This is a genomic window from Aquimarina algiphila (genome assembly GCF_947494415.1).
Taxonomy (GTDB): Bacteria; Bacteroidota; Bacteroidia; order Flavobacteriales; family Flavobacteriaceae; genus Aquimarina; species Aquimarina algiphila.
Window position 1 is genome coordinate 616,853 of record NZ_CANLVC010000007.1, and the last position, 15,786, is coordinate 632,638.

A 15,786-nucleotide genomic window follows, 5' to 3' on the forward strand; every position below is an offset into this window, starting at 1 on the left:
TTTTTTGTACAGATTAGTTTTGATTCTCAGAATTTTAAAAAAAAATAAGATGAAAAAAAATATGAGTAACCTGGATCGCATTATTAGATTAGTGATTATAGCAGTAATTGCTATTCTTTATTATACAGGAACTGTTCAAGGAGTTTTTGCATTTATTTTATTAGGTATTGCAGGAATCCTATTACTTACCAGTTTTGTTAATTTTTGTCCTTTATATCGATTACTCGGAATTAATACATGTAGGATAAAAACACCAAACTAATGACAATTAAATAGTAATGTATAAACAAGTATACATTTTTTAGTCCAACTTAAATATTCACACAAATGAAAAAAATCTTTTTAGTATTAGTATTCAGTGCTTTTATATTCAATTCTTGCGAGAAGGAAGTGATTGAAACAGAAAGTAATGCATTAGAGAATTTAGATACAGAAGCCAACGGGAAATTTGGTTATTATGGTAATAATAACTATTTCCTTGTGGCCAATAGAGGAGCATCTACGATAAGTATTTTTAATGGAAGAACTACAGAGTTTGTTGAAGAAATTACGCTTCCTGATGAAGGAGCTCAACCTACTTATCTAGCATATAGTAGATATAATAACAGCTTTTATGTTGGGGATTTTGCCAATAGAAAGCTTGTGTATTATGATGCAAGTTCTTTTGAATTTCAAGGAGAGATAGAGATAGAAGAAGGAGCATTTCATATGTGGATTAATGATTATGCCGGACAATTATGGGTTAATAATATAGTTTCTAAAAGTACTTCGGTTATTGACCTTAGAACCAATACAGTTTTGCAAAATCTTCCGCTACCAAATGATGAAATTCCTGAGTTAACAGAAAATGCAGTACAACATGATGTTACGATCTCTCCAAGTGGGTATGCTGCCTATGTAACTGTTCTTGATGGGCCTGATAAAAGTTACGTGGTCATGTATAACACCCGAACTCTAGAATATATAAAGCATGAAGTAGTTGGAGGAGATGCTCATTTATTACCTGTGGGTGGAAAACTTTATGTTCCTGCTCAAAATGCAAATACACTAACTGTATTTAGTAGATTCAACTTACGTAAATTAGGAGAAATACCATTTTCATCTACACATGGAATTTCAAATAATAGAAGATTTGTATTTACCACTGGTATTGCAGACAATAAAATAGGGGTAATTGATCGTTTTAGGAATAAAGTAATTTCAGAAATCGATACAGATTTTAATACTCCGCATAATTTAGCAGTAAATAGGAGAGGAGATATTTTGTTTTTGGCACATTCTGGAGGTTCTGCAACCAAAGTTGTTTTTTACAAAATAAGAAGAAACGGAATGCTAAAAAAACTCTCAGATTTTGATTCTGGTCTAAATCCATTTGGAGTGCTGTCTTATTAGCTCTTTACAAGAAAAGCTCATTAATAGAGTTTATAAACATAAAAAACTTACATCTCTCCCTAATTTTTTAAAATTAAGGAGAGGTGTAGAAAATTATAAGATAAAGGGTTAGCAGTAAGTTTATTAAGTGTAATTAGTGTTAAATATTCATTTTAATAACATTTTTGTTTCTAAAACGTTATTTTTAGTAGACTTAACCTAGATCGCCCTTTTTTGAATTTATATATAACGACTTTATTATCCTTTGAAGAAGTACCTACTAATTCTATACTCCAAAATGTAATTGGAGTATTCTTAACGGCTACTATTGTTTCTATTTGTATATATTATGTCCTTCGATATCTAGAATCGATTTATGTAAAATATAAGAAGAAACCATATTTTATTCATTTTTATCCTACCCTTAAAAAGTTGCCTGCCAATTTGCAAGCATTTCTCGATGAGAATGATTTTTATACTTCTTTGGGTAAAAAAAGAAAACGATATTTTTCTCATAGAACATTTAGATTTCTTGAGAAGACACATTTTGTAGGTAGAGAAGGATTAGTTGTTGACGATTTCATGCGTATGCAGGTATCGATAATGGTAATACAACTTACTTTTGGAATGCGCCATTATTTATTAGAACATCTAAATACCATCGTATTGTACCCAACATCATTTTATTCAATTCTCAATCAAACAGAAAATATAGGAGAATTTAATCCCAGATCTAAAGCACTAGCACTATCCTGGAAAGATTTTCAAAAAGGAAATATGCATCAAGATAAAGGAAAAAGCCTTGGGATTCATGAAATCACACATGCAATCCACTATAATTCTATTAAGAATAATAACATTAGTTGTGAAATTTTTTATGATACTTTTTTAGAACTTGAACAATATTTGGGTGATGAAGAAATAAGAAAAAATATTGTAGATACTAGAATATTAAGAGATTATGCATATACAGATAAGTTTGAATTTATAGCTGTTTTGGTAGAAGTTTTTATGGAATCCCCTATGGAATTAAAAGAAAAGTTTCCCGAGATTTACTACTACGTAGTGCAAATGCTAAATTTTAAGTATTTTGAGAAGTAGTTAGGTTAATGATTCTTAAGAAACGAGTATCTTTATCTAATTAAAATTGTTAACAATTTATAGTTATATCTATGGAAGAATTTAAACAAATACTGCCCGTTAGTGCACTTAGTGATGACAAAAGGGTTGCATTTTATAGAAAAACATATACTCATCTGGCTATGGCTGTTCTACTTTTTGTTATTGTAGAATGGGTATTTTTTCAAATTGAACCTATTGTAAATTTAGCATTTTCATTGACAGAAGGATGGAGATGGTTTATTATGTTAGGAGGTTTTATGCTGATCACAAATTATGCAGAAAAAATGGCACATAAGAACCATAACATTAATCAGCAGTATTTAGGCTTACTATTGTATGTGGTTGCAGAAGCTTTTATTTTCATTCCGCTTATTGGTATCGCAATGATGATTGCAGAAAGTGGAGGAGCTAATATTCTTAATCAAGCTGCAATTTTAACTTTGTCTTTGTTTACGGGACTTTCTGCTATAGTTTTGATTACTAAGAAAGATTTTTCATTCTTAAAATCGATGCTAACTATTGGATTTTTTATCGCTTTAGGATTGATCGTCGCCGGATTGATATTTGGATTTAATCTTGGGCTTTGGTTTAGCGTTGGGATGGTTATACTCGCATCAGGATCTATTCTTTATCAAACTTCAAATATGGTTCATAAGTATTCTGAAGATCAATATGTAGGAGCTTCATTAGGATTATTTGCTTCACTAATGTTGTTGTTCTGGTATATCTTAAGTATTCTGTCAAGAGAATAAACATAAAAATGATACATAAAAAAAAGCCGAACATCGTTCGGCTTTTTTACGTGATGGTAGTAATCTATACTGTGAAATTGATGCTATTTTTTTGTAATCGATTTAAATATTGTTTTTGCATGTATTCGGGAGTTTTCGATAAACCATACATGAGTATCCATTCCACCACATATTACTCCAGCCAAATATAAATTTTCAATATTGGTTTCCATAGTGTCTTCATTATATTGAGGATACAATTTTTGGTCATCAGAAAGTTTAATTCCAATTTTTTTAAGAAAATCAAAATTGGGTTTATATCCTGTTAACGCCAGTACATAATCATTTTCAATACTAAATTCGCCATCTAAGGTCTCTATATTGATTTTATTAGGTAATATTTCTTTTATAGTAACATTATAAAATGCTTTTATATTACCTTCTTCAATACGATTTTCTATATCTGGTTTCACCCAGTATTTTACACGTCTGCCTATTTCTGGACCTCGAACTAACATGGTGACTTCAGCACCTTTTCGATAGCATTCTAGAGCAGCATCTACTGCAGAATTACTAGCGCCAATAACTGCTAATTTTTGTTTAGCAAAAAAATGAGGATCTTTATAATAGTGTGATACTTTTTGTAAATTTTCTCCAGGTACATCTATAGTATTTGGAAGATCATAAAAACCCGTAGCAATAATGATATAAAGTGCTGTGTATTCTTCTTTATCTGTTTTTACATAAAATGTGTCTTCCTTTTTGGATACAGAACTTACTTTCTCGAATAAATTAATATTTAGATCATTAGAAGTCACAATTCTACGATAGTATTCTAGTGCTTCATTGCGTTTTGGTTTTGCTTCGTTACTAATAAAAGGAATATTATCGATCTCAAGTTTTTCTGAAGAAGAAAAAAATTGCATGTTAATCGGATAATTATATAATGAATTGGTGATAGTGCCTTTTTCGATAATACAATAGTCAAGTCCTTTTTTCTTAGCCTCAAGACCACAGGCAATGCCAATGGGACCACCACCAACAATTATTACATCTATATGTTTCATTAGAAAAGGAGTATTGAAAAGATTTATTACTCTTGTAAAACTAATAAATTTTGTGCGTTCTAATGCAAAAAAAGTTAAGCTTCTATAGTGAAACTTACCTTTTTATAATTAGTAACTAACTACTTATTTAATTACTACTTTTTTTACGATGTTTTTTTGAGCTACACTTATATTTAAAAAATAGTTTCCACTGGATAGAGAAGTTGTGTTTAGAATGATATCTTCCTGGGTTCTAAAGCGGTTTTTAGAAATAAGCAATCCATTATTATCTAGAATCTTGACTATTATCGGAGATTTGCTTTCTAAGGTATTGATTTTAATTTTTATTCTTTTTTTAGAAGGGTTGGGATATACAATTACATTGAGTTTTTTTGCATTTATTTCTTTAATGGGAGGGCTAATTGGTTTTTTTTTACCTTCTTCTAGAGTGTAAAATTTATTCACTCTTAAGTTTTCGAAAGTATCGACATTGCCCGAAGGCCAATAGATAGCTAGTTTATCAATTTTGGTAGCTTTACCTAACCCAAAATGAGCTCGTAAGCTATTATGGCCCATAAAAGTATTAGATGCCGAAATTTCTCTTTTCTGAGTCACTATTTTACCCCTTATTTTTGTGGTTAGTTCTAGCCTTGCTCCTAATCCTGCTTTGTTCGAAGGATTACCTATAAGTTTAATATTAACATAATGATTTTTAAGAGTTAAATCGTTTCTAAAAAGCCCTTTTATACCCTGACCAACAACAAAAAAATCCAAATCACCATCATTATCATAATCTCCTACCGTGATTCCTGTTGAATTTCCAGAAGTTGTAGTATTGATAAGGTTGACACTACTCTCTGCAAATGTTCCATCACCATTATTAATAAAGTACCCACTCCCGGTTTCACTTGAAGCGGTAACAATGACATCCAGGTCACCATCATTATCAAAATCTCCCCAGGTATTGGATAAGTTTTGATGATTAGAAGCTGTAAATGGGGTTTCTGTACTTATGTAATTGCCCGAATCATTTTTATAAAATTTGTTTTTTACACCAGAATAATTGGTAAGACAAATATCAAGATCTCCATCATTATCAACATCAATAGCATTATAGCATTGGCCATCCTGTGGATCTTCTGCGAATGAGAGTGATGTACTGGTTAATTTTTCAAATCCTTCGTTTCCTGTCTCTACTTGTAAGTTTTTATATAAAAAATCAGGCTTGGCTCCAGTAGGACCAGCTGCTGGACCACTGGCGATAAATAAATCGGTATCTCCATCTTGATCATAGTCGGTCCAATTCGATACTGTATAAGCCGCTTTTTCTGTTAAAAATTCATACGGTTCTGTTACTTCAGTAAAGCTACCATCACTATTTCCTCTGTATAAACGATTAGGAAATCGATTTGATCCCAGGAATAAATCTGCAAATGTGAGAATGAAATCAACATAACTATCATTATTATAATCACACCATTGTACACTCCATGTTGCAGAGTTAATAGTATTAAGAACAGAATTTACCTCAGAAAATTGACCTTTTCCATCATTAGCATAAATTCTGGTTTGTAGTGTAGATGGAAAGGTGAACCTTGAATAAATCAGATCTAAATCTCCATCATTTTCATAGTCTGCCCAACTAGCGCTGTTTAGAGATGTTGCATTAGGAATGTTTGCACTACTTTCTGTAACTTCAAAGTTTCCGTTTCCTAGATTTTTAAAAATGCTTCCGGCGTAGAATAAATCAATATTACCGTCATTATTGATATCTGTCCATGCAGTTCCAAAGTATATACCTGCAATGGCTGGCTCAGAAATTATTGGATTAATACTATCAGTTATTAATGTGAATTTCTGTGCAGAAATAATACCGGTAAGGCTACAAAAAAAAAGTAAAAATAAAGTTCTCATAAGCTCGAAGATTTTAAGAGTTATAAGAATAAAGTTCAATAAAGAAGTGCTGAAACTAGTTTAGAATTATAATTTCTTACCTTTTTAGTTATTTTGAACTTCAAGATTTTTTCTTTTATACTCTGAAGGGGTGCAATTAAATTTATTCTTAAAAGCGGTATTAAATGTAGCTTTATTGTTAAATCCAACATCATAATAAATAGTCTTAATACTTGCCTCAGAATTTTCCAGAAGTAATTTTTTAGCTTCTTCTAATCTATACTCATTGATAAATTGATTAAAGTTTTTTCTGGATTTTTCATTAATGAGTTTTGAAAGAACATGACTAGAAAAACCAATCTCATCTGCTAATTGAACTAATCGTAAATCATTATTCAGGTATGGTTTATTTGCTTTGATATACGATAACAATTGAGTGTAGAATTCATTTTTTGTAGTTTCGGTAAGTTCGGTATTTTGCTCTTCTGTTAGGAATAATTTTGATAGTAATTCTCCATTAAAAATTGAAGGCTCTTTGTATACCATATATCCAATGCTATATATGGCAATGGTCATAGAAAAAGAAATCGCATAATCCCAATGAATATTAAAGAACGAAAATTTTACTAAAACATAGTAACTAACATAGGCTATAATAAAGATCAGAAATAAATGAATAAGAAAAGTAGACCATTTTTTTCTGATGATTTCATATTGATGTTTTTGATCATTCTTTTGAAATGTAATAAAATCTTTTATGATGATGAGGTAAATTGATAATGATAGTGCTGCTAACCATGGAGATCGAAGTGATCTAAAAAGATAAAGAGAAAAGCTGCCTTTATAATTTTCGAAATTTTGAAAACCACTTGAAATAATAAGATAATATGCATTAATGATAAAAGATAAAACTGAAGGAACAAAATGATACCATTTTATCTTAAATGATTTTTGATAAAATTTTGTGATATATGCGTACAATAATGGACCAAATGCAAGATACCAACTAGAATCAAAAAAATATAAATATGAGTAGACAGAGGAATAATTTGTCCAGAAAAAGACATATTGTAATAGAATAAATGAAAACCCCATAATTAATAAAATTATGGGGAGGTTATTGATCCGTCCAGTTTTATGAATACTAAGAATAATACTTAAAAAGAATCCCATTGCACTTACGATTAGGAAAACTGATGTCCATGTATCAAAAGATGGGATAGGATTCTGCTCCATTGTTGTGATCTAGATATTGGTAATCTCCTTCAATTCTCTGATGGTTTGAGTTGGATTTTCACTTTTAAAAACAAAACTACCAGCAACCAAGACATCTGCTCCTGCTTCTACTAATTGTTTGGCATTTTTACTGGTAACACCTCCATCAATTTCAATTAAAGTGTTGGCATTGTTTTTAACAATAATTTCTCGTAATTGTTTAACTTTCTTATACGTGTTTTCTATAAAGGATTGTCCACCAAATCCAGGGTTTACGCTCATAATACATACCAAATCAATGTCATTTATAACATCTTCCAATAAATTTACATTGGTATGAGGGTTTATGGCTACACCTGCTTTCATTCCTTCGGCTTTAATAGCTTGTAATGTTCTGTGTAAATGGGTACAAGCTTCATAATGTACAGTAAGAATATTACTTCCAAGATCAGCAAATGTCTTGATGTACCTATCAGGATCTACAATCATTAAATGTACATCGATAGTTTTGTTAGCATGTTTTACGATATCTCTTAAAACGGGCATCCCAAAAGAAATATTAGGAACAAAGACACCATCCATGATATCTATATGAAACCAGTCGGCCTCACTATTGTTAATCATTTCTACATCGCGCTGTAAGTTCGCGAAATCTGCAGCTAATACCGATGGGGCAATTCTTTTTGAAGACATAAAGTTGTGTTATTTGCGGCAAAAATACTACTTAAGTTTTAAATAATATACTAACCGAGCTTCATAAATTTTTGAGTCAGATAAGAGATACTTTTATAATGTTCTGGGTTATTTATTTTTTCTTTTTGTAAAAATAGTTGTAATTCTTCTTGGCTAGAACCATTTGATATTACTGTAAAAGAAGAGTGGTATTCTGTAAAAGAAGTCTTCTTTATTTCTTTATCTAACATTTTAATGATATTGTAATGCCTGGAGTCTTTTTTAATTCTTTCGAACATCATTTTAACGAGTTCTTCTTTACCTTCCAGAATTTGAAAGAAATTCCCTTCAGAATAAATAAGAATACCCGTGATATTTATAGCGTTGTTATGAGAGCTAACATAATCCATAAGTTCGGAGATATCAGAATTTGATATATCAGGATTAACCGTACTAACATAACTAATAATATATCTCATAAATAAAATAATAAGGGAGATGTCACTTAAAGATACAATTTTTGAGATAACTTAATTGAGAAATTAATTTTTAAAGTTATCAGAAGTACGTCTTAAAGCTTAAATAATTTAGTAATCTTTGAGATATATGAATTACAGCTAACGTTTTTAGTTAAACAGAGTATCGGTTGTCATAATTTTCCTTCTTTGATTTGCTTATCTGCATAATCAACTGCTCTAGCGGTTAATGCCAGATAAGTAATACTTGGATTCTGGGTTCCCGAACTTGTCATACAAGCTCCATCTGTAACAAATACATTAGATACCTCATGCATTTGATTCCATTTATTTAATACACTTGTCTTAGGGTCATTTCCCATACGGGCGGTTCCCATTTCATGGATACAAGCACCGGGAGCGGTCTCACTATTGTAGGAACTAATATTTTCGCATCCAGCTGCTTCAAGCATTTCAATAGCGCATTTTACTGCATCTTTTCGCATTTCCAATTCATTCTCTCTTAATTCGGCATCAAAAGTTATGGTTGGCATACCATATTTGTCTTTTTTTTCAAAATTAAGAAACATCTTGTTTTCATGATTTGGTAATATTTCCCCAAAAGCTGTCATATTTAACCAATATGGACCAGGCTTGAGAATTGCATCTTTTAATTCTTCTCCATAAGCATCCTCGGGATTATTTGTAACACGGGATATTCCGCCTTGATAACCAAAACCTCTTAAATAGGTCTCTTTCTTTGTTTTTTCATTTATATTCGTAAATCTTGGAATGTAAAACCCAACGGGTTTTCTTCCTTTATAGTACTTGTCTTCGAATCCAGATATTTTTCCACGAACTCCCATGCCGTAATGATGATCCATTAAATTATGACCTAATTCTCCGCTTCCATTGCCTAATCCATTTGGGAAGGTTTCGGATCTACTATTCAATAAAATTGCTGTTGTGCCTATGGTACTAGCGTTACAAAATATAATACGTGAAAAAAAGATAATTTCTTCCTTGGTTTCGGCATCTATAATTTTTACACCAGATGCTTTTTTTGAAATTTTATCATATACTATTTCAGATACAATACTATTTGATCTGATGGTTAAATTACCTGTCTCTTCTGCTACTGGTAAAGTTGCTGAAACACTACTAAAATAAGCACCAAAAGGACAACCTCTCCAACACCTGTTTCTATTTTGGCATTGACTACGGTATCCTTTATGTACTTCAGGTTTATATTCTGAAAGATTTGCAACTCTTCCCGGAGTAACTACTCTTTCTGGATATGCTTTTGAAACTTCTTCTCTGAAATATTGTTCAGCGCAATTTAAGGGGAAAGGTTTTAAAAATTTTCCATCAGGAATTTGAGCTAAGCCTTCTGCTTGTCCGCTTACACCAACAAAAGTTTCAACTTTATCATACCAGGGAGCAATGTCTTTATAACGAATTGGCCAATCAACTCCTATTCCTTCCTTTTTGTTTGCTTCAAAATCCAAATCACTCCAGCGATAACAATGTCTACCCCACATAATCGAACGACCGCCAACGTGATGTCCACGTATCCAATCAAATCTTTTTACCTCGTCATAGGAATAATCACTGTCTTTATTGATCCAATGTTTATTATCTTGATTTACCCACCAACCCAGCCTTTTTTGTTGAAAATAATCTTTTTCTTTTTCTTCATGTGAAACCACATTTTGACTAGGTAATTCCCAGATGTCTTTGTTAGCGGTTGGATACTCTCCATGGGTTACCATTCTACCTCTTTCTAATACAAGGGTTTTATATCCTTTAGAACAAAGTTCCATCGCAGCATAACCGCCACTAATACCTGAACCTATTACAATTGCGTCATAGGTGTTTTTTTCTGAATTGTTTATACTCATAATGCCCAAGCTTTTCCACCAATCGATTCTAAAGAAATACAGGCTTCGTACTCTCCAGGGATAGGTAAATAATTTAAATAATTAGTTGCGATTTCTTTTGTTGACAGATAATATGTAACTGCTTGTTGCTTTATATCCAGTAATGCTGTTTTTGCTAGTTTATTTTGTTTATTATCAGACTCTAATAAAAGTTTAACCTTGTCTAATTGCGCTTCGTAGCCCATAAATTCGGTTAAAGCTGTGAATCGATCTGTAAATCTTTTTTGCTGCGCCGGATTATAGATAGTCCCGATCATAGTATCCATGATTTGGTGTACACCAACATCAGTTGCTGATGGGCTATCTGATTTAGGAAGAAGTATGCCTAGCAAATTCTGAACGAAAGAAAACTCCTTTTTATTAAAAAAATAAAGCTTATAATCCGAATCTTTTACATGCTCTATTTTTTTGCAAGCAGTTAATAATGAGCTTGATAAAGGTATTGAAATAACACCACCTGTTGCCAGAGTTATTAATTTAATAAGTTCTCTCCTTTCCATTTATTAAATTTTTATTTTTTGCAAATATCCGTATGCAATTAAATATATGGCATTTAAGGCAGACCACAATTGATTATTTTTCGGATTTACGAAAAGTCAAATCTTTTTTTTCGCTTTTTGTTTTTAAAGCTGAATGAAAAGATTTGACAACCAGCAAACACGTTGTTTTTTGATTAATCACGCTATCTAGTTACAGAACTATGTTGTAGAGGTCAAATAGGAGTTATGGATGTTTTTAGCTACTGTTATCTTCTTTATTTTAATCTAAATCTAACATTGTCTAGTAAACTCCTCGAATATGGTTATGAATATTTTTTTTATAAAACTCTTCTAAATCAGTTATTAGTTTTTCTGATAGAGGTGGTAAATTACTAGTTTTTGAATTTCCTTGAATTTGCGCAGGAGAGCTTGCCCCAGGAATAATGGTCGATACTTCTTTGTGATCCAATATCCATCTAAGAGCCATTTCTACCATTGTCATATTTTGAGGACATAACATTTTCAATTCATCCAACAATTTTAACCCTTTGTCAAACGGAAGTCCTGCAAAAGTTTCTCCCACATTAAAAGCTTCTCCATCGCGGTTAAAGTTTCGGTGATCATTTTTTGAAAATTGCGTTTTTTCAGAGAATTTCCCTGTGAGTAGACCACTTGCCAAAGGTAAGCGAACAATAATCCCCACACCTTTTGTGTATGCTTGAGGTAATAATTCTTGGGTTAATTTTTGTCTAAAAACATTATAAATAACCTGAAGTGATTGAAGTCCTTCTTGTTCAAGACATAATAAACCCTGTGTTACGCTTTCTACACTGGCTCCAAAATGAGTGATTTTTCCTTCTTTTTTTAAGGTTCTTAACCAATTAAAAATTTCCCCTTTTTTTAATACTTCTGTTGGTATGCAATGTAACTGCAATAAATCAATGCAATCTATATTTAAGCGTTTTCTTGAAGCATCCACACTATTTCTTAAAGCCTGCTCGGTATAATTATCAGGGAATATATTTGAGCTACGCCCAAATTTTGTTGCAATTTTAATCTTAGCATGAGTGTTGTTTAAAAACTCACCGATTAATTCTTCACTTCTTCCATTACCATATACATCTGCAGTGTCAAAAAATGTAACTCCATTATTAACAGCTTCGTCAAGAATTTCGAAAGTTTTTTCCTTGTTGATTTCATTCCCCCAATCTCCACCAATCTGCCAACAACCTAAACCAACCTCGCTTATTTCAAATCCATTCTTTCCTAAGTTTCTTTTTTTCATTTTTTGATTAGATCTACATTAAAATTAGTTCGTACAAGTTATAAATTTATCTTCCAATAGCACATTACTAATTTTAAATATAATTGTTTTAAAAACCATATAAATGAAAAACCTCCGGTAATCAGCCGGAGGTCATTCATCAATCAAAAAACGAACAGTTATGTTATAAAACTGTTTGTAACCGCAATTTAGGAATTTATCCTAAATAAGTCTTCAATATTTTACTTCTAGATGTATGTTTTAATCTACGAATTGCTTTTTCTTTAATTTGACGTACACGTTCACGTGTTAAATCAAATGTTTCTCCAATTTCTTCTAAAGTCATTGGATGTTGATCTCCAAGACCAAAATATAAACGAATAACATCAGCTTCTCTTGGTGTAAGGGTTTCTAAAGCACGTTCTATTTCTGTACGTAAAGATTCATGTAATAATGTTCTGTCAGGATTTGGAGATTCTCCAGAGTTTAAAACATCATAAAGGTTAGAATCTTCTCCTTCAACAAGAGGTGCATCCATACTGACGTGACGTCCAGAGTTTTTCATAGACTCTTTCACATCATTAATAGTCATATCAAGTTCTTTAGCAATTTCTTCGGCACTTGGTGGGCGCTCATGAGATTGCTCTAAGAAAGCATATGTTTTATTAATTTTATTTATAGAACCAATTTTATTTAATGGTAAACGTACAATACGAGATTGTTCTGCTAGTGCCTGTAGAATCGATTGACGAATCCACCATACAGCATACGAAATGAATTTAAAACCTCTTGTTTCATCAAAACGTTTTGCTGCTTTTATTAATCCTAGGTTACCTTCATTAATTAAATCAGGAAGTGTAAGTCCTTGGTTTTGATATTGTTTTGCAACAGATACCACGAATCTAAGGTTTGCTTTCGTTAGTTTTTCAAGGGCTCTCTCGTCACCAGCTTTTATTCGTTGAGCTAATTCCACCTCTTCATCTGCAGTAATAAGATCGACTTTTCCTATTTCTTGCAAATACTTATCTAGCGATGCAGTCTCACGATTCGTTACCTGCTTCGTAATTTTAAGTTGTCTCATCTATGTTCTCCTTGAAGTTTAATTTTGTGAATTTTTAGGGCCTTTTATTAATAATACGTATAATGTTATAAAAATGTTACAAAAAGGTTGATTTTATTTTATGATTTATCAATTTATAACAAAATATTAGTCGCTTTTTCAATGAAAAGATTACAGAATTTTTTCTTGTTTTTTTAAGATTTAATATTCTTTGTTACATTGTGCGAAAGGATTTAACGTTTTTAAAATCAGTATATTATGTTTTGTGAGGTAATACATGAAGGCAAATTCAAATAGAATTACTATGAAAGCAACAGTTATTTTTAGTAATAAAAATTTTCTTGAGAAAAAAAATATTAATTTATTTGAGTTAAGCCTAAATATATATACTTTTTACAAGTTCCTTATTTAAGTATAGAAGGAAGATAGGTTTACCTAAAAAAGTAATCAAAATAAAAACAATTTGAAAAAATATTTATTTCAAAACTCATAAGAAAATCCAGTTTGGATAGTAAAATGTAATGGACTATAACTATTAGAATTTTCACTAGCATTTTTTAATTGATAGTTGATAAGGGGCTCTACATTAAACATAATTTTTTTTGAAAGCTCATATCTGAAATTTGCCCCCATGTGAATGCTAAAATTGGTCTTAAGCAGATTTTCATTACTCCCTACCCTAAAATCATTTGATGCAGTGTTAATTTTAATATTATTTTTGTCAAAAAACAGAAAGCTTAGCCCTCCAATTAGGGATGTATTTATTTTTTTGTCTATGATACTATATTGCATTCCTATAGAAAGTTCATGCAGTTTTGTTTTTTGGGTCAAATCTACATCTTCAGAATTTTGAATAGTATCATTACTAGAAAAGAATATTCCAGCATCACTTAATGCAGCAGATAATTGAGTTGCAGGAACGTTTTTTATAGTATTGCTTAACTTTAATCTATTATATCCGATTCTTAAAGCAGTTTTTTCATTAAAATATGTCTTAAAAACAATGCCGTAATTAAGGCTTATTTTACCATTGTTTTTGTTTTCTGATAAGCGATCACTTATTAAAGATCCACTTAAAGGAATTAAGTATGTTGGAGCAACATGTAATGCCAGACTAAACTTCTGAAATGGTTTTTTCTTTAAAGGATTCATGTATATTAAGGTATCCTTTGGCTTACGCATAGTGATTAAAGTTTCTTTTTTATGAATTGAATCATTTTCCAAAGACCTTTCTTCATTTTCAGTAAAGTTCTTATCTCTAGTATGAATTGATGATTTTTTTGAATTTGATATTTCTGCACCTAATTTTTCTGATTTTATTTGATATTTAGGGTACTCTTTGTTTTTATCTATACTAGGATTAGTATATGAATTCTCTTTTTTTCCTAATGAAAGATTGTTTTTTTGTGTAGTATTTGATGAATTGCTTTTATCTCTAAATGTAGAACGAACTGTAGTAGTAGTTTTAAATTTAGAATTTGAATTGCTCGTATTTGTTGATGAATTGCGTTTGTAGTTGGATGTATTATATGGTAGAGATAGTATATTTAATATTGCATTATCAGTATTTACTTCTGATGCTTTTAAAGCAGATACAATAGATTTGTTTTCAATATTGTTTACAATAATTTGATTATTTTGATGCGTATCGATTTCTTCACAGTGGTCTATAGTGCTATGATTTTGCTGAATCGAATTATTTGATAAAATGGAAGTGTTGCTATCAGGGTAAGTATCTGATGTAGATAAAATTAACAAAAGGAGCAATAAAGATATACCAACACCTTTTGCCCAGTATGAAAGGGCATTTTCTCTTTTTTTAGGTAACTTAGGTTCTATATCTTCCCACGTCAATGTACTGTGGGCTTGATCAAAACCTTTAAGTTTTTCTTTAAAAGCTTTTCCTATATCTTTTGGGTCAGCCATTACTTATTGCAATTTTTTTTAAATAATTATTACTCGATAGTATTTTGGTCTTTAGTATAACTTTGGCCCTGTGCAAATTAGATTTAGAAGTTCCTTCAGAAATATGTAGCATATTGGCTATTTCTTTATGAGAATAATTATCTAGTTCATATAGATTAAAAATCAATCTATATCTATCAGGTAGTTCTTGTATAAATGCTAATAATTCATCTAACGGAAAATTTAATGTTTCAGGATCAACTCTGGTATCAGCAATTTTTTCTTCATCGATGCTTACATCCAACAAAGGTGCTTTTTTATATTTGTCAATGGCTTTATTGATGGTTATTCTTTTCATCCAACCTTCAAAAGATCCCTTGAAATTATATTGATTTATTTTTTTAAAAATAGTGATAAATGAATCCTGTAAATTATCTTCTGCTTCGCTATAATTTTTACAATACTTTAGACTCAGGGCAAAAAGTATATCCTTATATAGATGAAACAATTCACTCTGCGCTTTGCGGTTATTTCTTTGGCACTTCTTAATTAATTTTCTTGTGTCCAATTGGTTTTAAGCTTTATAAAGACCATTATCTGTATTTGAACTCTATATGATTCATAAAAAGCGTT

General features: G+C 31.0%; 15 protein-coding genes. 4 read left to right on the forward strand and 11 right to left on the reverse strand.

The annotated features are described in order from the left end of the window. The first annotated feature begins 49 nt into the window (after positions 1-49). The 4 genes from PQF96_RS17290 (at position 50) to PQF96_RS17305 (ending at position 3,245) form a co-directional block, all read left to right on the forward strand. A complete protein-coding gene (locus PQF96_RS17290; RefSeq protein WP_109438864.1) occupies positions 50-262 on the forward strand; it encodes a YgaP family membrane protein in 213 nt (70 codons plus the stop codon). Positions 263-327: 65 nt separating this feature from the next. Beyond that, positions 328-1,392, forward strand: coding sequence for a YncE family protein (locus PQF96_RS17295; protein WP_271767601.1), 1,065 nt, complete (start codon positions 328-330; stop codon positions 1,390-1,392). 213 nt (positions 1,393-1,605) lie between these two features. Then, on the forward strand, positions 1,606-2,472 hold the full coding sequence (locus PQF96_RS17300) for a zinc-dependent peptidase (protein ID WP_160114358.1): 867 nt from the start codon (positions 1,606-1,608) through the stop codon (positions 2,470-2,472). Between the two features lie 71 nt (positions 2,473-2,543). Then, complete coding sequence (locus PQF96_RS17305; protein WP_109438739.1) at positions 2,544-3,245, forward strand: Bax inhibitor-1/YccA family protein; 702 nt, start codon at positions 2,544-2,546, stop codon at positions 3,243-3,245. A gap of 83 nt (positions 3,246-3,328) precedes the next feature. Here PQF96_RS17305 and PQF96_RS17310 read toward each other — a convergent pair whose 3' ends face one another. The 11 genes from PQF96_RS17310 to PQF96_RS17360 all read right to left on the reverse strand — a co-directional run bounded on the left by PQF96_RS17310 (position 3,329) and on the right by PQF96_RS17360 (position 15,721). After that, complete coding sequence (locus tag PQF96_RS17310; RefSeq protein WP_271767602.1) at positions 3,329-4,291, reverse strand: YpdA family putative bacillithiol disulfide reductase; 963 nt, start codon at positions 4,289-4,291, stop codon at positions 3,329-3,331. A 123-nt stretch (positions 4,292-4,414) separates the two neighbouring features. Further along, entirely contained in the window at positions 4,415-6,184 is a 1,770-nt protein-coding gene (locus PQF96_RS17315) for an FG-GAP-like repeat-containing protein (protein ID WP_271767603.1), read from the reverse strand. Between the two features lie 84 nt (positions 6,185-6,268). Beyond that, positions 6,269-7,399: an AraC family transcriptional regulator gene (locus PQF96_RS17320; RefSeq protein ID WP_143918938.1), complete on the reverse strand. Its 1,131-nt coding sequence runs from the start codon at positions 7,397-7,399 to the stop codon at positions 6,269-6,271. Positions 7,400-7,408: 9 nt separating this feature from the next. Beyond that, positions 7,409-8,071, reverse strand: a complete 663-nt coding sequence (gene rpe, locus PQF96_RS17325) for a ribulose-phosphate 3-epimerase (protein WP_109438735.1) — start codon at positions 8,069-8,071, stop codon at positions 7,409-7,411. A 50-nt stretch (positions 8,072-8,121) separates the two neighbouring features. Continuing rightward, complete coding sequence (locus PQF96_RS17330; RefSeq protein WP_109438734.1) at positions 8,122-8,529, reverse strand: BLUF domain-containing protein; 408 nt, start codon at positions 8,527-8,529, stop codon at positions 8,122-8,124. A 170-nt stretch (positions 8,530-8,699) separates the two neighbouring features. Beyond that, positions 8,700-10,406 (reverse strand): GMC oxidoreductase, encoded by a 1,707-nt coding sequence (locus PQF96_RS17335; protein ID WP_109438733.1) that lies wholly within the window; start codon positions 10,404-10,406, stop codon positions 8,700-8,702. Then, positions 10,403-10,945, reverse strand: coding sequence for a gluconate 2-dehydrogenase subunit 3 family protein (locus PQF96_RS17340; protein WP_271767604.1), 543 nt, complete (start codon positions 10,943-10,945; stop codon positions 10,403-10,405). Before PQF96_RS17340 ends, PQF96_RS17335 begins: the two co-directional genes overlap by 4 nt. 280 nt (positions 10,946-11,225) lie before the next feature. Continuing rightward, a complete protein-coding gene (locus tag PQF96_RS17345) occupies positions 11,226-12,209 on the reverse strand; it encodes an aldo/keto reductase (protein ID WP_271767605.1) in 984 nt (327 codons plus the stop codon). Between the two features lie 196 nt (positions 12,210-12,405). Beyond that, complete coding sequence (locus PQF96_RS17350) at positions 12,406-13,269, reverse strand: sigma-70 family RNA polymerase sigma factor (RefSeq protein WP_024772554.1); 864 nt, start codon at positions 13,267-13,269, stop codon at positions 12,406-12,408. 459 nt (positions 13,270-13,728) lie between these two features. Next, positions 13,729-15,174 carry a hypothetical protein gene (locus PQF96_RS17355; protein ID WP_271767606.1) on the reverse strand — a complete coding sequence of 482 codons (1,446 nt, stop codon included), beginning with the start codon at positions 15,172-15,174 and terminating at the stop codon, positions 13,729-13,731. Beyond that, on the reverse strand, positions 15,167-15,721 hold the full coding sequence (locus PQF96_RS17360; RefSeq protein ID WP_271767607.1) for an RNA polymerase sigma factor: 555 nt from the start codon (positions 15,719-15,721) through the stop codon (positions 15,167-15,169). The genes PQF96_RS17355 and PQF96_RS17360 overlap by 8 nt, the downstream gene beginning before the upstream one ends. Between the last annotated feature and the right edge of the window lie 65 nt (positions 15,722-15,786).